The following is a 16,452-nucleotide window of genomic DNA, read 5'->3' as shown; positions in this document are numbered from 1 at the left end:
GTCCGGCCCCTGGGGAGTGGTGCCGACATGGGGGGGGATCAGGAATGCGTGGGGTAGGCAGGCTGGGCGCGTCGGTGATGGCGCTCGCGTTGATGACGCTGACGGGCATGACGCAGGATGCGGGCCAGACACCATCCGCTTCGCCACCCGCCGCGACGGTCCCACTGCCGGTCGAGGCCTTTGCCGCGCTGCCCGAGTTCGAGGGGCCGGCCCTGTCGCCCGACGGCACCCGCATCGCGGGCAAGCGGGCGCTGAACGGCAAGCAATATCTGATGGTCGCCCCGCTGATCAAAGGCCAGGGCAAGACCGCGCTGGCCGCGCTCAGCGACAAGGTCGACGTCAACTGGTGGCGCTGGGTCAATGACGAATGGCTGGTCGTCGGGCTGGGCAGCCAGGACATGATCCAGGGCGAGGAATATTATGTCACCCGTCTGATCGGCGTCCGCGCCGACATGACGAAGATGGTCAGGATCGACTGGGACAATTCGGGCTTCCGCGCCGACGAGGTGCTGTGGACCGCGCATGACGGCACGCCGCGCCTACTGTTCGCCAAATCGACCGGCATCTATTCCATGTCCGAGGTCTACCCCTCCGTCTATGAAGCGGATGTATCGACCGGGCGGGTCAAGCGGATCGCGAACGGGCAGACCGATGTGTGGGACTGGTATGCCGACGGCCAGGGCCAGTTGCGCATGGGCGTGCGTTACAGCGACGAGACGCGTCAGAAGAGCATCCTCTATCGCCAGTCCAACGCCGAGCCCTTCCGCACCATCGCCCGCGCCAATGGCCGCAAGGACGAATCGGTGCTGGTGCCCAGCGTCTTCCGCGCCGACGGCACCGCGCTGGCGATCGATGACAGCGACGGATATGACGCGCTGTACGAGGTTTCGCTGCCCGACCTGAAGCTGGGCCGCAAGCTCAGCAGCGTCACCGGCTATGATATCGACGGCATCATCAAGACCCCGGCGGGCGACGATATCTCGGCGATCCGCTACACCGACCAATATTATCACGACGCCTGGACCGACCCGCGGATCAAGGAATTGCAGGCAGCGCTCGACAAGTCGGTGGCACCGCGCCGGGCCGAGATCGTGTCCTGGAACACCGCCCGCACCCGCTTCCTGGTGACGGTCAGCAGCCCGTCCTCGGCGGGGGCGCTCTATTATTGGGATACCGCTTACGGCAACATGCAGTTCCTGTCCTGGGCCAATCCCCAGTTGAAGGGACAGAAGCTGTCGCCGGTGCGCACCGTGCGCTACGCCGCGCGCGACGGCACCATGATCGAGGCGATCCTGACCATGCCGCGCGGACGCGGGACCAGGAACCTGCCGCTGATCGTCATGCCGCATGGCGGCCCCTTCGCCCGCGATGCCGAAAGCTGGGACTGGTGGAGCCAGTATCTGGCCGAACTGGGCTATGCGGTGATCCAGCCCAATTATCGCGGTTCCTCGGGCTATGGCACCGCCTTCGCCAAAAAGGGGCAGGGCGAATGGGGCCTGAAGATGCAGGACGATCTGGACGATGCGGTTGCTTGGGCCGCCAAGGAAGGCATCGCCGATCCCAAGCGCGTCTGCATGGTGGGGGCCTCCTATGGCGGTTATGCCGCGATGCGCGCGGCCCAGCGCAACAGCGCGCTCTATCGCTGCGCGGTGTCCTATGCGGGCGTGTCCGACCTTCAGGCGATGAAGCGCTACGACTCGCGATTCCTGTTCGGGAAGACGCGCTCCGACTGGCTGCAGAAACAGGCCCCCGACTATCACGCCGTCTCACCCCGCTTCGGCGCGGCCGACATGGCGATCCCGCTGCTGATCGTACACGGCAAGGAGGACAAGCGCGTGCCGGTCAACCAGTCGCGGATGATGGTCTCCGCGCTGAAGGCGGCAGGCAAGCCGGTGAACTATATCGAGCAGCCGCTGGCCGACCACCACTTCACCCGCGCCGAGGACCGGCTGGAATTCCTGAAGGCGATGGCGGCGTTCCTGGCGAAACATAACCCGGCGTAAAGATCCTCCCCGGCACGGGGAGGGGGACCAGCCGCAGGCTGGTGGAGGGGGGCTTCCACAAAGCGAGTCCATTGCGGATAGCCCCCTCCACCACCGCTTCGCGGCGGCCCCCCTCCCCGTGCCGGGGAGGATTGCAATACCGTATGCCGACCCCATATCCGTAACCGATTCGGCGTGCCTTTCCTTTTCGGCCCATTGCGGCTATGGCGGCGCCTCTTCGACATACCCTATAACACGACGAACCGAGGTATTTTTTGGCCAAGGAAGAACTGCTCGAGATGCGCGGCCGCGTGGTGGAACTCCTCCCCAACGCGATGTTCCGCGTCCAGCTCGAGAATGATCACGAGATCCTGGGGCATACGGCGGGCAAGATGCGCAAGAACCGCATCCGCGTGCTGGTCGGCGACGAAGTGCTCGTCGAGCTGACGCCGTACGACCTGACCAAGGGCCGGATCACCTACCGCTTCAAGTGAGCGACCGGCCTCCCATGCCGCTCGTCCTTGCATCCTCCTCCCCGCGCCGCCGCGATCTGCTGGCGCGGCTGGGAGTCGTGCCCGACCGAGTCGCCTCGCCCGATATCGACGAAGCGCCCCGCCCCGCCGAGCCTCCCCGCGTCTATGCGCTGCGGCTGGCGGTGGAAAAGGCGCAGGCGGTGGAGCGTGCCGATGATGAGATCGTCGTCGCGGGCGACACCACCATCGCGCTCGGCCGTCGCATCCTGCCCCCCGCCGAGACCGAGGACGTCCAGCGCAAGCTGCTGCGCCTGATGTCCGGGCGGCGGCACCATGCGCTGTCCGCCGTGTGCGTGATCGACGCCACCGGCAAGGCGCGCACCCGGCTGGCCGACACCATCGTCGCCTTCAAGCCGCTGTCCGACGACGAGATCGACGCGTACATCGCGTGCGGCGAAGGGCTGGGCAAGGCGGGCGGTTACGCGATTCAGGGCCGTGCCGAAGCCTTTGTCCGTTTCCTGCAAGGCTCGCATTCCGGCGTCATCGGCCTGCCCCTGTTCGAAACCCGCGCCCTGTTGAAGGCCGCCGGGCTGCCGCTTGTCTGAATGGCTCTATGAGGCCGGGATTGGCGAGGCCCGGGCCGCGCTGGTCGAGGATGGTCGCATCATCCAGGCCGCGATCGAGCTTGCGGCCACGCTGACCGTCGGCACCGTGGCCGAGGGGCGGCTGGTCGAGTTGCTCCCCGGCCGACAGGGGCGGGTGACGTTGAACCAGGGCGGCGACGTGCTGCTGTCGCCGGTGCCCAAGGGGATGACGCAAGGCTCGGCGCTGACCGTCATCGTCACGCGCGAGGCGATCCCCGAACGCGGCCGCGCCAAGCTGCCCAAGGCGCAACTCGCCCCCGAAGACGCGCGCCCCGCCCCCGGCCCCGATCTGCGCACGCGAATCGCCGCGACCGGCCTGGCCGTTCGCGAACTCCTGCCGCATCAGCCCGACGATCTGGAAGCGGCGGGCTGGTCCGAACTGCTTGACGAGGCGATGACCGGTGAGATCGGATTCGGCGCGGGCGTGCTGCGCATGACGCCGACCCCGGCGATGACCCTGTTCGACGTCGACGGATCGCCGCCGCACGAACCGCTGTCGATCGCCGCCGCCCGCGCGGTGGCGGACAGCATCCTGCGCCACGGTATCGGCGGGTCGATCGGCATCGACTTTCCCACGCTGGAAGGCAAGGGGCCGCGTCAGGCGGTGGCCGAGGCGCTGGACGCCGCGCTGCCCCTCCCCTTCGAGCGGACGGCGGTCAACGGCTTCGGCTTTCTCCAGATCGTCCGCCCGCGCCCCCGCGCCTCGATCCCGGAGCGGCTGGGCATCGACCCCGTCGGCGCCCGCGCCCGCGCGCTGCTGCGCCAATGGGAGCGCGAGCCGCCAGGCCCTGCGCCGACCTATCGGGTCTCCGGCGCTGTCCATGACCGCCTGATGGCCCATCCGGCCTGGCGCGAGGCGCTGGAGCGCCGCACCGGCCGCCCCCTGTTACTGGAACGCTCATGACCACCTGCCCGATCTGCGACAAACCGACCGCCGCCGAACACGCGCCCTTCTGCTCGCGCGGGTGCAAGGATCGCGACCTTCTGCAATGGCTGGGCGAAGGTTATCGCATCCCGGTCAAAGAAAATGACGAAGAGGGGCTGGACAGCGGCGAAAGCCACCCGTAAAGGCACGCCTCCAATCGCAATCGCGGTGTGGGCCCAAGTAGCTCAGTTGGTAGAGCATGCGACTGAAAATCGCAGTGTCGGTGGTTCGATCCCGCCCTTGGGCACCATTTTTCCTACATTGATGGTGTTTTAACGGTTCGCTGTTTGGCGGACTGTTTTTGCGCGACTGGCGTTGTCCCGTGGCCTTCGACTTCGCTCAGGCGGAACGGGACGTCGGATCAGACCCCTGCTTACTCCCCTCCCGCAGGCGGGAGGGGCCGGGGGAGGGCAAGGTGCCTCGCAGAGCATGGCTTGTGGCCTTGCCCCTCCCCAACCCCTCCCCCTGACGGGAGAGGGGCTTAAATCACGGATAACTCACCGTCTTCGGGATTTCCGGTATTTCGATCCGCTCGGCATCGTCCCCCGGCACCGTCGGAAACTCGCGCGCACGCCAGGCCCGCTTGGCCTCCTCGATCCGCTCGCGGCGGGAGGACACGAAATTCCACCATACATGCCTGGGCGTGGTGAACGCATCGCCGCCGCACAGCATCACCCGGCCGCCCGCTTCGGACCGCAGCGTCGTCGCGATTCCCGGCTTCAGGATATAGAGGCGCTGCGGCTCCAGCGTCATCCCCTCCAGGCTCGCCTCGCCCAGCGCGCAATACACCGCGCGTTCCTCGGCCGCCGCATCGATGGGGATGCTCCCGCCCGGCTCGAGCGCGATGTCGGCATAGATGGTGCCCGCATAGGTCGTGGTCGGCGCGCGCTGTCCCCACAATTCGCCCATGATGACCCGCGCGGTCGCACCCTGCCCTTCGATTTCGGGCAGCGCCTCGGCCGGGACATGCTCGAAGGACGGGTCGATTTCCTCCTGCGCTTCGGGAAGCGCGAGCCAGGTCTGGATGCCCGACAACACCGGGCCTTGCGGCCGCATCTCGCCCGGCGAGCGTTCGGAATGGACGATGCCATGGCCTGCCGTCATCAAATTCACCGCACCCGGTTCGATCACCAGGTCGCTGCCCAGCGAATCGCGGTGGCCGATCGCGCCATCGAACAGATAGGTTACGGCCGCCAGGTTGATATGCGGATGCGGCCGCACGTCGATGCCGGAGCCGGGTTGCAGCTGCGCCGGCCCCATCTGGTCGAAGAAGATGAAGGGGCCGACCATCGTCCGCTCCTTGTTGGGCAGCGTCCGGTGAACCTTGAACCCGCCCAGATCGTGGCTGGAGGGTTGCAGGGTGCGCAGCAGGAAATCGTCAAACATGGCTTTGCTCCGTGGGAGTCGGCTCCGTGGCGTCGAGCAGCGCGATCAGGTCGGCCGGGAAATAGGGTTCGGGGTGCATGGCCAGCTCTTCGCGGGAAAACCAGCGCCAGCTCTGCATCACCCGCTGTTCGAGGGCGGTGTGGCCTGAGCCGTTCACGTCATGCGCGTCGATATCGACGCGGAAATAGCGTTCGTCGGCCTCGACCTCGACACCCTCGATGGTGCGGAACTCGACCTGCCGCCGTGCGACCTGCGGTCCGCAGTCGTGGTCGAGCCCGGTTTCCTCCCGCAACTCGCGGCGCGCGGCGTCCTCATAGCTCTCGCCGGGATCGACCGCACCGCCCGGCGTACACCAGAAGGGCGGACGGTCATCGGGGATGAAGCGGAACATCAGCGTCCGGCCCGCCGCATCGACCAGCAGGATGCGCGCGGCGGGACGGGGTATGCGGATCATTCGGCGTCAAGCTCCGGATAATGGCGGAAGATTCCGTCCTCATTGAACGCCTGCCGCCGGTCGCTGTCCAGATAGGCGGCAATGCCGGGCAAGGTCTCTGCACGGTCGTGCAGGGCGATGAGCGCGGGATAGTCACCCTCGACCGCCGCCATGCGCCTGGGAAACATGTAGCGCAGACCCGCGATCAGCTGGAACAGCGAGGTGTCGACCGGCGACCAGCGCCCGCCCGCCATCCACTCGCGGTCGCCCAGCGCATCCTCGAAATAACCGAGGAATTTGGGAAGCCGCTCCGCGCGGAACTGGGCGGCGGCGCGGGCGGCTTCGGGCTTCTGTTCGTGATAATAGGCGCCGGTGGCGACCGGGTGATGGACGTTGTGCGCCTCGGCCACCATGTCGCTGATCGTCAGTTGCAGCTGGTTCAGCCAGATGCGGTCGCCTGCCGGCGCCAGATCGTGCCGCTCGGTCAGCCAGTGGAGGATGTTCGCGACCTGCGCGATCATCTGCCCCCCTGCCCGCAAATATGGCGGGGCGAAGGGCAGGCGGCCACCTTTCCGCATATCGGCGAGCAAGGCCTCGGCCCCCTCCTCCACGCCCCGGTCGCGATAGGCCAGACCTGCGGCCTCCAGCGCCAGCCGGACGAACTCGCCGCGCCCCGGCAGGCCGGGCCAGTACCACAGGTCATAGGGCATGGAATTATTCTCCGGGCGCCTTCGCGCTGATCGCCAGCGCGTGGATGCGTTCCGACAACAGATCGGCGAGCGCGTGGTTCACCATGCGCTGGCGGGCGACGCGCGACTGGCCGGAGAAAGCGGGCGATTCGACGATGACGCGGAAATGGCTCTCGCCGGTGCCGTCATCGCCCAGATGGCCGCGATGCATCGCGCTTTCGTTGATGACCTCCAGATGCGTGGGGGCCAGCGCCCGGGTCAGGCGGTCGGTGATCTGATCGGCGATGGATGCGGTGGTGATATCGGTCATGGCCCCTATATAGACGGTTTTTCGGGACAAGCGGATAGCCGTGGCGCGTTGGTCGAGCAGCGAAACACCCAAGGACAAACCCCCAAGGGAGAAAACGGGCGCGCGTTTTCACGGCCGGGTCGAGAACACCGGCCGCGGCTGCGATCATGCCGGTTGCGAGGAAGCGGGCGAGTTCCGCGCACCGCCGCCTGAGGGCACGCGAAGCGGCGACGGGCCGGGCCAGTTCCGCTGGTTCTGCCTGGAGCATGTCCGCGCCTTCAACAGCCGCTATAATTTCTTCGACGGCATGAGCGCGGATGAGATTCACCGCGCCCAGCGCCCCTATGCGGGCTGGGAACGCGAGACGCGCGCCTTCGCGCAAGGCGGCACCGATCCGGGGCCGCGCTGGGCCGATTTCTCCGATCCGCTGGACGCCATCGCCGCGCGCTATCGCCGGGAGGCCGCGCCCGAGCGGTCGGACGGCAAGCCGCTGTCGGGGCAGGATCGCGAAAGCCTGAAGGTGCTGGGGCTGGAGGCGAATGCCGATCGGAGTGCGCTGCGGCGGCGCTATAGCGAGTTGGTGCGGCGCTATCATCCCGACCGCAACGGCGGGGATCGCAGCCACGAATCACGACTGCAGAAGGTGATCGCGGCGTATCAGCAGCTGCGCCAGGCGCCGGCGTTCGCCTGAATGCTTATTCCTCCCCTTGCAGGGGAGGAATTTTATTTGCGCGGTCCGACCAGTCCGAATCGCGCGCCCTGCGGGTCGAGCACCGACATCGAATAGTCGCCGCCCGGTATCTCGACCGGCCCATATTCGATCGTCCCGCCCAACTCGGTGACCCGCGCCGCCGCCGCGTCGATATCCTCGACCGCGAAATAGAATCGCCACCCCGGCGTACCGCCCGGCGGGCAGCCCATCAGCGCGCCCAGCATCACCGGGCCATCGGCCAGGAAGCGATATTCCCCCAGCTCGCCCATCGGCATCCCACCCTGATGGCTCCAGCCGAAATGCCGTCCGAAAAAGGCCAGTGCCCGGTCGGGATCGCTGGCGATCCGCTCGTTCCAGACGACATGACCGATCGCAGGGCCGGTGCCATGCTCGACGAAGGCGCGCGACGGCTGGTCGCCGTTCTCGGCCGCCATCAGATAGAAGGGCGCGCCCAGCGGATCGGTGACCAGCGCCATGCGCCCCACCCCGTCCATCGTCCAGGCGGGCATCAGCACCTGTCCGCCATCCTCGACGATGGCCCCCAGCGATTCGTCGACATCGACCACCGGCAGATATCCGAACCAGACCGGCCCGCCCGGCGAACCTTCGGGACGCTGCATCAGGCCCCCGATCGCCTCGCCCTCGGGCGTTGCGAAGATGCGATAGTCGATTCCGTCGATCCCGCTGTCGCCGACCTGCCAGCCGATGACATGGGTGTAGAAATCCTGCGCCGCCACGATGTCGTCGGCCAGCAATTCGTACCAGATGAAATTCGCCATGACCGCGCCCGCCCTTTTGCCTGACAAATCAAACGCTTGCCCCGCCCCGCGACTCGCATGCCGGGGGCCTGAGGATGACCGCGAAACCACCGTCCCGCAATCGCCGGAAGACCCGTTTCGTGCGATCACCGCCATTGAGTAGGGAGCCGCGCTTGGCCTAAGGCGTTGAGCGACGAGACGAGGGCCTGATGACCGATATCCCGAATATGCTTCCCGACAGCCGCGATACGACGATCCTCGACGCACCCGACAAGATGGTGTCGGTGCGCGACCTGTTCGGCATCGACACCGATATGGAGGTTCCGGCCTTCTCGGTATCCGACGAGCGCGTCCCCGATCTCGATCCCGCCTATGTGTTCGATCCCGACACCACGCTGGCGATCCTGGCGGGCTTTGCGCACAATCGCCGCGTGATGGTGCAGGGCTATCACGGCACCGGCAAGTCGAGCCATATCGAACAGGTCGCCGCGCGCCTGAACTGGCCGTGCATCCGCATCAACCTGGACGCGCATATCAGCCGCATCGACCTGATCGGCCGCGACGCCATCGTCCTGAAGGACGGGCAGCAGGTGACGGAATTTCGCGAGGGCCTGCTCCCCTGGGCGCTCCAGACCCCGACCGCGCTCGTGTTCGACGAATATGATGCGGGCCGCCCCGACGTGATGTTCGTGATCCAGCGCGTGCTGGAGACGGAAGGCAAGCTGACCCTGCTCGACCAGAACCGGGTCATCCGCCCCAACAAGTGGTTCCGCCTGTTCGCCACCGCCAACACCGTGGGCCTGGGCGATACCAGCGGGCTGTATCATGGTACGCAGCAGATCAACCAGGGCCAGATGGACCGCTGGAACATCGTGGTCACGCTCAACTATCTGCCCGCCGCGACCGAGGCGCAGATCGTGCTCGCCAAGTCGGGCGAATATGACAAGCCCGACGGCAAGCAGCTGGTCGAGAACATGGTCCGCGTCGCCGACATGACCCGCAAGGGCTTCATAAACGGCGATATCTCGACCGTGATGAGCCCGCGTACGGTCATCACCTGGGCGCAGAACACGCTGATCTTCGGCGATCCGGGCTTTGCCTTCCGGCTGTCGTTCCTCAACAAGTGCGACGAGAACGAGCGCGCACTGGTGGCGGAATATTATCAGCGCGTCTTCGGCAAGGACCTGCCCGAAAGCGTCGTCGGCCGGGCCTGATCCTTGGCGAACGACACCCCTCTCGACCGGTTCAAGGCGGTCCTCGGCGGCACGGCGCGCACCATCGCGCAGGAGCCGGAGGTCGAACTCGCCTTCACCGCCGATGCGCCGACCTCCTCGGGCAAGCATATCCGCGTGCCGATGCCGGGTCGCGCGCTGCCGCCCGAACAGGTGGCCGAGGCGCGCGGCTTTGCCGATGCCTTTGCGCTGCGGCTGAAGCTGCACGACACCGCGCTCCACGCGAAGGCCGCCCCGGTCGAGGCGGTGGCGCGGGCCGTGTACGATGCGGTGGAAACCGCGCGGATCGAGGCGCTGGGCGCGCGCGGCTATGCCGGGATCGGCGACAACCTGGCCCATGCGCTGGACGTACGGTTGCGCTCCGACCCGCTGACGCGAGCGCGCAACCGCGACGAGGTGCCCTTGTCGACCGCGCTGGGGCTCCTCCTGCGTGAGCGGATGACGGGACGGCCTTCGCCGGCCGAGACCGCACCCGCTTTGGCGCTGGTCCGCGACTGGCTGGAGGGGGCGACGAACCTCGACGCGCTGGCGGGCGCGATGGACGACCAGAAGGCGTTCCAGTCGCTGACCGCCAGGATGCTCGCCGATCTCGAACTCGCCGAGCCGCCCGCCGAGCCCGATCAGGCCGATGAAGGCGGCGACGATCAGGAAGGCGAGGACGAACAGCAGCAGGACGAGAGCGAAGAGGATAACGACGAGCAGGGCCAGGGCGAAGGTGAGGTCGAGGCCCGCGCGGAGAAGCGCGATTCCGACAGCGAGGATGGCGAGTCGCAGGAGCAGAGCCAGGACTCGCTCGACGATCTGGACGGCGAACCCGGCGAGGATGGCGACGAAGGCAGCCAGCCGACACGGCCCAACCGACCGCTCAACGATCTGGCGTCGCAATTCGACTATAAGCCCTGGACCACCCAATATGACGAGGTGATCGCGGCGGGCGAGCTGTGCGACGCGGACGAACTGGCGCGGCTTCGCGGCTATCTCGATCAGCAGCTGGCGCATCTGCAATCGGCGGTGTCGAAGCTCGCCAACCGGCTGCAACGTCGGTTGATGGCGCAGCAGTCGCGGTCATGGGACTTCGACCAGGAAGAGGGCATTCTCGACGCCGCGCGGCTGGCGCGGGTGGTCGTGAACCCCGGCCAGTCGCTGTCCTACAAGATCGAGCGCGACACCGATTTCCGCGATACCGTCGTGACGTTGCTGATCGACAATTCCGGTTCGATGCGCGGACGGCCGATCGGCATCGCCGCCATCTCCGCCGACATCCTCGCGCGCACGCTGGAGCGCTGCGGGGTGAAGACCGAGATCCTCGGCTTCACCACCCGCGCCTGGAAGGGCGGGCAGAGCCGCGAGACGTGGCTCGCCGCCGGACGTCCACCGCAGCCGGGGCGGCTGAACGACATTCGCCACATCGTCTACAAGCAGGCGGACGAGCCGTGGCGACGCGCGCGCAACAATCTGGGCCTGATGATGCGCGAGGGGCTGCTCAAGGAAAATATCGACGGCGAAGCGCTGATGTGGGCGCACAGCCGGTTGATCGCGCGGCCCGAGGAGCGGCGTATCCTGATGGTCATCTCCGACGGTGCGCCGGTCGACGATTCCACCCTGTCGGTCAATTCGGGCAGCTATCTGGAACGGCATCTGCGCCAGGTGATCGGCTGGATCGAGAGCAAGAGCCCGGTCGAGCTGATCGCGATCGGCATCGGCCATGACGTGACGCGTTACTATGCCCGCGCAGTGACGATCATGGACGCCGAGCAGCTGGGCGGCACGATCATCGAGCAATTGGCCAGCCTGTTCGACACCGAATGAGCCGGATCGCCGCCCCAGCGGAGGGTTTTGTCGGCCCGGTGAAGCGGTCGATCACCATCGCGGGCCACGCGACCTCGATCAGCCTGGAGCCGGTGTTCTGGGCGGCGCTGGAGGATGCGGCGGTGGCGCACGCCCTGCCGCTGTCGGCGCTGGTCGCGGAGATCGACGCGCTGCGCATCGTCGCGGACGCCCCGCCCAATCTGGCGAGCGCGATCCGGTCGTGGCTGTTCCTGCGACGGTGATTTGGTTCGCGCAGAGGCGCGGAGGGCGCAGAGGCGCGGAGGGCGCAGAGGCGGGAGTGGCCGACAGGGGCGTCCATTTTCTTGAGCCTTTCTTCTCTGCGCCCTCCGCGCCTCCGCGCGAACCAAAAGCCCTCTCCGCTTGCCCACCTCCGTTCAGCCTGAGTGAAGTCGAAGGCCAAGGGATGACCGCTGTCTTTGGGGCGAGGGCCGGGCGTGGGCTTCGACTTCGCTCAGCCTGAACGGAGGGTGGGGAAGGAACGGCATGGCCCTCCCCGATTGACGCCGCTTCACGGCGATCGGCGGGTTAAGCGGAAGAGGGTCACGGCAAGACACGCCATCTCCGCGCCTCCGAGCGAACATCACATTGCCGCCATCCCGCCCCTCCGTTCAGCCTGAGCGAAGTCGAAGGCCAAGGGATGACCGCTGTCCTCGGGGCGAGGGCCGGGCATGGGCTTCGACTTCGCTCAGCCTGAACGGAGGGTGGGGAAGGAACGGCATGGCCCTCTCCGATTGACGCCGCTTCACGGCGATCGGCGGGTTAAGCGGAAGAGGGCCGCGGCAAGACACGCCATCTCCGCGCCTCCGTGCGAACATCACATTGCCGCCATCCCGCCCCTCCGTTCAGCCTGAGCGAAGTCGAAGGCCAAGGGATGACCGCTGCCCTCGGGGCGAGGGCCGGGCATGGGCTTCGACTTCGCTCGGCCTGAACGGAGGGTGGGGATGGAACGGCATGGCCCGACCCGATTGACGCCGCTTCACGGCGATCGGCGGGTTAAGCGGAAGAGGGTCACGGCAAGACACGCCATCTCCGCGCTTCCGCGCGAACATCACATTGCCGCCATCCCGCTCCTCCGTTCAGCCTGAGCGAAGTCGAAGGCCAAGGGATGACCGCTGTCCTCGGGGCGAGGGCCGGGCGTGGGCTTCGACTTCGCTCGGCCTGAACGGAGGGTGGGGAAGAAACGGCATGGCCCTCCCCGATTGACGCCGCCTCTTGGCTATAGCAGGGCGCGCCGTCTGTTTCGGGGTTTGTGTGGCCGGAATTACCCTTCGCGATACGGGAGTGCAGGTCCATCGCTGGCTGGGGCTGGCGGTCGGGCTGATCGCACTTGCCCTGGCCCTGTCCGGCGCGATCCTGGCGAGCGCCCCCATGCTGGAACGGATCGCCGCCCCCGCCCGCTTCCGGGTGAGCGGCGAACAGCGGCAGGCCGCTTCTCTCTATAGCAACGTCGCACATCGCCGCCTGCGCCCCGGCGAGAGGATCGCCGCGCTGTCGCTGGAGCAGGGGTCTTCGCCGGTCGTCGTGACGCTCGACCGCACCGGCGACCGGGCGCAGCGGCTGCTGTTTCTCGACCCGCCGACCGGACAGGTGCTGGCAAGCGGCTGGAAGGATGGCGGTGTCATCGGTGCGGCACGACGGGTGCATGACGGGCTGTTCCTGTCGGGCCTCGGTCGGTGGATCGTCGGGCTCGGTGGGTTCGGCTTGGCGCTGGCCAGCCTGACCGGGCTTTGGGCACAGATGACCCGCAAGCGGCCGAAGGCATCCGCCAAGCGACCGCACAACGAAACGCGGTGGACGATTGTGCATCGCCGCGTCGGGCTATGGTCGGCGATCCCGGTCCTGGCGCTGACCGCGACCGGCCTGGCCGTCGTCCCGACACCGGTCATGACCGCCACCCCCGCCGCACCGCCGGTCTCCCGCGCCGCCCTGCCCGTCGACCGGGTCGTCGCCAGCGCCAGCGGATGGACGCACGGCACGCTGCGCGCCATCGACTGGCCGACCGAGCGCTCCCCCGACTGGACGCTGTATTTCGAGGGTGGCGAACCGGGGGTGGTCAAGGTCGCCGACGACAGCGCCAAGGCGCTCGCCGCGCCCGCTCATGCGGAGCCGGTGATGCTGTCCTGGGTCCGCCGACTGCATGGCGGACAGGGAATGCCCTGGATCTGGTGGCCGCTCGCCGCGCTGACCGGGTTGCTCGCCGCCTGGGTCGCGGCGACCGGGCTGATGGCCTGGGGCCGCCGTCCGAAGGTCAGACGCGCTCGGCGTTGAGCAGGTCGGCCGGGTCCAGGCCCAGCAGCTCGATATGGTCGCGGATGCGCGGCCACTGCACCGACAGGAAGCTCTGCCGCTCCGCGCTGCGCAGCCGGTCGGCGGCGCCCGGCATCACGAACATGCCGACCCCGCGCCGCACCTCGACATAGCCGTCATCCTGAAAGCTCTGATAGGCCTTGGCGACGGTCAGCGGGTTCGCGCCCTGTTCGGCGGCCAGCGCCCGCACCGAGGGAAGCTGGTCCCCCGTGCGATAGGTGCCGTTGAGAATGCCCGCCGCGATCGTGCCGCGCAGGCGGATATAGACCGGGCTGTCGTCGCCGCTAAGAGCTGTCATGCCGAGTTAATACAGCATGGGCGACACCATGTCGAGCCGTTATCCCGATAACGTTTGCAGGACCGTCGCACGCGACGCTCGCTTCATCCTTTCCAGGTCGAGACGATCCGGCCCATGTCGGGGCGCGGCCGCTCGTCGAGCGGACGGCCGGGGGTGCCGATGAAGACGAAGCCGACGATCCGCTCGGGCGCGGCTCCGAACGCATCGCGCACCGCATCCGAAAAGGCGGGCCAGCCGGTCAGCCAGCCCCCGGCATAGCCCATGGCATGGACGGCATGGAGCAGGTTCATGCACGCCGCGCCCGCCGACAATTCCTGTTCCCATAGCGGAATATGGCTTTCGGTACGCGGGCTGGACAGGACGACGACCAGATCGGGGGCCTGATGCGCGAACTGTTCCAGCGCGGCGATCTCGGTCGCGCCCGCCTGCGGTCGTTCGGCGCGGTAGGCGGTGGTGATGACCTCGGCCAGTCTGCCCCGCGCCTCGGCGGGCACGATCACGAAGCGCCACGGGGCCAGCTTGCCATGGTCGGGCGTGCGCGCCGCGATGCCGAGCATCTGCGCCAGCTCGTCCGGCCGGGGGCCGGGCGCGATCAGGTCGCGCGGCTTGCCCGAACGGCGGGTCGTCAGCAGCGTGAGGGGCGTCGAGCGGTCGTTGAAAGCCATGTCGGTCATGGCTTACATCCTTACGTCGTCGCGCATGATATTTACAGTCGCGGCTTTGGCGTTAGGTTACTGAACCATTACGCCCCCGCGTGCGCCCCTGGTCGCGCCGGGGGCGATCCCGATGGAGTAAACGCCGGCATGGCGAGTGCGTATGAGGCCGCTGCACGCGGCAAGACGGTTTTGGGGCACCCCCGAGGCCTGTTCCTGTTGTTCTTCACCGAGATGTGGGAGCGTTTTTCCTTCTATGGAATGCGCGCCATCCTGGTCTTCTATCTGACCAAGCATTTCCTGTTCACCGACGAACCGGCGTTCGGCATCTACGCCGCCTATATGTCGCTGGTATATTTCACCCCGGTGATCGGCGGCTATCTGGCGGATCGCTATCTGGGGGCCAGACGTGCGGTGCTGGCGGGCGGGGTCTTCATCGCCTTTGGCCATTTGCTGATCGCCGCGATGGAAGGGCCGCAGGGCGCACAGGGCGTCTATCTCGAAGGCTTCTACCTCGCGCTGGCCGCGATCGTCATCGGCACCGGCTTCCTCAAGGCCAATATCTCGGTGCTGGTGGGACAGCTTTACGCCCGCGACGACATGCGCCGCGATCCCGCCTTCTCGATCTTCTACATGGGGATCAACGGCGGCGGCGCGCTGGGGCCGATCGTGTGCGGCGTGCTGGGCGAGACGGTGGGCTGGGCCTATGGCTTCGGCGCGGCGGGCGTCGGCATGTTGCTCGGGCTGGTCGCCTTTATCGGCCTGAAGCGCGAACTGCACGGGGCGGGCGAAGCCCCCTCGCTGCCGATCCTGCGCGCGCCGGTCGTGGCGGGTCTGTCGCGCGAGTGGCTCATCTATCTGGGCGGGATCGCCGCGACGCTGGTGACGTGGCAGTTGATCCGACATCAGGATGCGGTCGGCACGCTGTTGATCGTCTTCGGCATCGGCACCGTGGGCTTCATCCTGTGGCGGGCGGTCTTCACCCTGGACAAGGTCGACCGCGACCGCATTCTGGCCGCCCTGTTCCTGATCGCGCTCTGCCCGCTCTTCTGGGCCTTGTTCGAACAGGCGGGTTCCTCGCTCAACGTCTATACCGACCGTTCGGTCGACCGCAGCCTGCTCGGCTGGACGATTCCGGCTTCGGCCTTCCAGTCGGTCAATTCGATCTTCATCATCGCGCTGGCCCCCGTGTTCGCCGCGATCTGGACCTTCCTCGCCAAGCGCGGATGGGAGCCGAGCGCGCCGTTCAAGTTCGGCATCGGCCTGGTCGGCGTGGGTGCCGGCTTCCTGGTGCTGGTGGCGGGCGCGGCCCTCTACGCCGGGGCGCCGACGCCGGTGATCTTCGTCATCCTGGTCTATCTGATCCATACCATGGCGGAGCTGTGCTTCTCGCCGGTCGGCCTGTCGGCGATGACGCGGCTGTCGCTGCCCAGCATGACCGGGCTGATGATGGGCACCTGGTTCCTGGCGACGGCGGCGGGCAACTTCATCGCCGGTCTCATCGCACAGGCGACCGGCGGCGAGGGCGCGGGGCCGGAAAAGGTGCTCGATGTCTATACGCGGATCGGCTGGTTCTCGATCGGGATCGGCGTGGTCGTGCTGGTGGTGTCGCCCTTCATCGCCCGGCTGATGCATCTCGACCGGCTGAAGGCCGAAGCCGCACTGGCCGGAGACAAGGAACTGGCCGAACCGGCAGCGGCAGGCATCGATACGCGGCTGGAGCAGAAGCCGCATTGATGGGCGCGGGGCGGTTGGGGAAACCCGCCCCCCCACCTCCGTTCAGGCTGAGCGAAGTCGAAGCCCACGCCCCGGACCATCAACGGGCGGCATCCCTTGCACTT

At 67.4% G+C, this 16,452-nt stretch carries 18 protein-coding genes and 1 tRNA gene; 12 read left to right on the top strand and 7 right to left on the bottom strand.

Translation table 11 applies throughout. The features are described from left to right. Positions 1–44 precede the first annotated feature (44 nt). The 6 genes from BSZ14_RS01930 (at position 45) to BSZ14_RS01905 (ending at position 4,274) form a co-directional block, all read left to right on the top strand. The gene (locus BSZ14_RS01930; protein ID WP_076709557.1) at positions 45–2,003 is read left to right on the top strand and encodes an alpha/beta hydrolase family protein; all 1,959 of its coding nucleotides are present in this window, start codon (positions 45–47) and stop codon (positions 2,001–2,003) included. A 254-nt stretch (positions 2,004–2,257) separates the two neighbouring features. Beyond that, positions 2,258–2,476, top strand: a complete 219-nt coding sequence (gene infA / locus BSZ14_RS01925; protein ID WP_007403889.1) for a translation initiation factor IF-1 — start codon at positions 2,258–2,260, stop codon at positions 2,474–2,476. A gap of 14 nt (positions 2,477–2,490) precedes the next feature. Beyond that, positions 2,491–3,060 (top strand): Maf family protein, encoded by a 570-nt coding sequence (locus BSZ14_RS01920; RefSeq protein ID WP_076709555.1) that lies wholly within the window; start codon positions 2,491–2,493, stop codon positions 3,058–3,060. Continuing rightward, positions 3,053–4,003 (top strand): ribonuclease, encoded by a 951-nt coding sequence (locus BSZ14_RS01915; RefSeq protein WP_076709554.1) that lies wholly within the window; start codon positions 3,053–3,055, stop codon positions 4,001–4,003. The genes BSZ14_RS01920 and BSZ14_RS01915 overlap by 8 nt, the downstream gene beginning before the upstream one ends. Further along, positions 4,000–4,167, top strand: coding sequence for a DNA gyrase inhibitor YacG (locus tag BSZ14_RS01910; RefSeq protein WP_076709552.1), 168 nt, complete (start codon positions 4,000–4,002; stop codon positions 4,165–4,167). The genes BSZ14_RS01915 and BSZ14_RS01910 overlap by 4 nt, the downstream gene beginning before the upstream one ends. A gap of 31 nt (positions 4,168–4,198) precedes the next feature. Continuing rightward, positions 4,199–4,274: transfer RNA gene (locus BSZ14_RS01905), tRNA-Phe, on the top strand. A 236-nt stretch (positions 4,275–4,510) separates the two neighbouring features. On the opposite strand, the gene BSZ14_RS01900 is transcribed toward BSZ14_RS01905, so the two are convergent. The 4 genes from BSZ14_RS01900 to BSZ14_RS01885 are packed head-to-tail and all read right to left on the bottom strand — an operon-like array spanning position 4,511 to position 6,842. Continuing rightward, positions 4,511–5,410, bottom strand: a complete 900-nt coding sequence (locus tag BSZ14_RS01900) for a pirin family protein (RefSeq protein WP_076709550.1) — start codon at positions 5,408–5,410, stop codon at positions 4,511–4,513. Then, positions 5,403–5,864, bottom strand: coding sequence for an NUDIX hydrolase (locus BSZ14_RS01895; RefSeq protein ID WP_076709549.1), 462 nt, complete (start codon positions 5,862–5,864; stop codon positions 5,403–5,405). Before BSZ14_RS01895 ends, BSZ14_RS01900 begins: the two co-directional genes overlap by 8 nt. Beyond that, entirely contained in the window at positions 5,861–6,553 is a 693-nt protein-coding gene (locus BSZ14_RS01890) for a glutathione S-transferase (protein WP_076709547.1), read from the bottom strand. Before BSZ14_RS01890 ends, BSZ14_RS01895 begins: the two co-directional genes overlap by 4 nt. Before the next feature lie 4 nt (positions 6,554–6,557). Next, positions 6,558–6,842: a BolA family protein gene (locus BSZ14_RS01885; protein WP_076709546.1), complete on the bottom strand. Its 285-nt coding sequence runs from the start codon at positions 6,840–6,842 to the stop codon at positions 6,558–6,560. A gap of 40 nt (positions 6,843–6,882) precedes the next feature. Between BSZ14_RS01885 and BSZ14_RS01880 the strand changes: the two genes are divergently transcribed. After that, entirely contained in the window at positions 6,883–7,512 is a 630-nt protein-coding gene (locus tag BSZ14_RS01880) for a J domain-containing protein (protein ID WP_042490530.1), read from the top strand. A 32-nt stretch (positions 7,513–7,544) separates the two neighbouring features. Here BSZ14_RS01880 and BSZ14_RS01875 read toward each other — a convergent pair whose 3' ends face one another. After that, positions 7,545–8,312, bottom strand: coding sequence for a VOC family protein (locus tag BSZ14_RS01875; RefSeq protein WP_076709544.1), 768 nt, complete (start codon positions 8,310–8,312; stop codon positions 7,545–7,547). 188 nt (positions 8,313–8,500) lie between these two features. Between BSZ14_RS01875 and cobS the strand changes: the two genes are divergently transcribed. From cobS to BSZ14_RS01855, 4 genes are all read left to right on the top strand, one after another. Continuing rightward, positions 8,501–9,505 carry a cobaltochelatase subunit CobS gene (cobS, locus tag BSZ14_RS01870; RefSeq protein WP_042490532.1) on the top strand — a complete coding sequence of 335 codons (1,005 nt, stop codon included), beginning with the start codon at positions 8,501–8,503 and terminating at the stop codon, positions 9,503–9,505. Between the two features lie 3 nt (positions 9,506–9,508). After that, positions 9,509–11,332 carry a cobaltochelatase subunit CobT gene (gene cobT / locus BSZ14_RS01865; protein WP_042490533.1) on the top strand — a complete coding sequence of 608 codons (1,824 nt, stop codon included), beginning with the start codon at positions 9,509–9,511 and terminating at the stop codon, positions 11,330–11,332. Continuing rightward, the gene (locus tag BSZ14_RS01860; protein ID WP_076709543.1) at positions 11,329–11,574 is read left to right on the top strand and encodes a ribbon-helix-helix domain-containing protein; all 246 of its coding nucleotides are present in this window, start codon (positions 11,329–11,331) and stop codon (positions 11,572–11,574) included. The genes cobT and BSZ14_RS01860 overlap by 4 nt, the downstream gene beginning before the upstream one ends. Positions 11,575–12,604: 1,030 nt before the next feature. Beyond that, complete coding sequence (locus BSZ14_RS01855; protein ID WP_158069150.1) at positions 12,605–13,621, top strand: PepSY-associated TM helix domain-containing protein; 1,017 nt, start codon at positions 12,605–12,607, stop codon at positions 13,619–13,621. Here the strand turns inward: BSZ14_RS01855 and BSZ14_RS01850 are convergent. Then, positions 13,602–13,958, bottom strand: coding sequence for a GntR family transcriptional regulator (locus BSZ14_RS01850; RefSeq protein ID WP_042487130.1), 357 nt, complete (start codon positions 13,956–13,958; stop codon positions 13,602–13,604). The two genes, BSZ14_RS01855 and BSZ14_RS01850, sit on opposite strands and share 20 nt — an antisense overlap. 83 nt (positions 13,959–14,041) lie before the next feature. After that, complete coding sequence (locus tag BSZ14_RS01845; protein ID WP_083748038.1) at positions 14,042–14,632, bottom strand: nitroreductase family protein; 591 nt, start codon at positions 14,630–14,632, stop codon at positions 14,042–14,044. A gap of 129 nt (positions 14,633–14,761) precedes the next feature. Between BSZ14_RS01845 and BSZ14_RS01840 the strand changes: the two genes are divergently transcribed. Further along, positions 14,762–16,348, top strand: coding sequence for a peptide MFS transporter (locus BSZ14_RS01840; protein WP_042487134.1), 1,587 nt, complete (start codon positions 14,762–14,764; stop codon positions 16,346–16,348). Positions 16,349–16,452: the final 104 nt, after the last annotated feature.

Source organism: Sphingomonas sp. Sph1(2015), from assembly GCF_001970915.1.
In the GTDB taxonomy this organism is placed as follows: Bacteria; Pseudomonadota; Alphaproteobacteria; order Sphingomonadales; family Sphingomonadaceae; genus Sphingomonas; species Sphingomonas parapaucimobilis.
The sequence above is the reverse complement of the archived record's forward strand: the minus strand, read 5'-3'. Positions and strand labels throughout refer to the sequence as shown.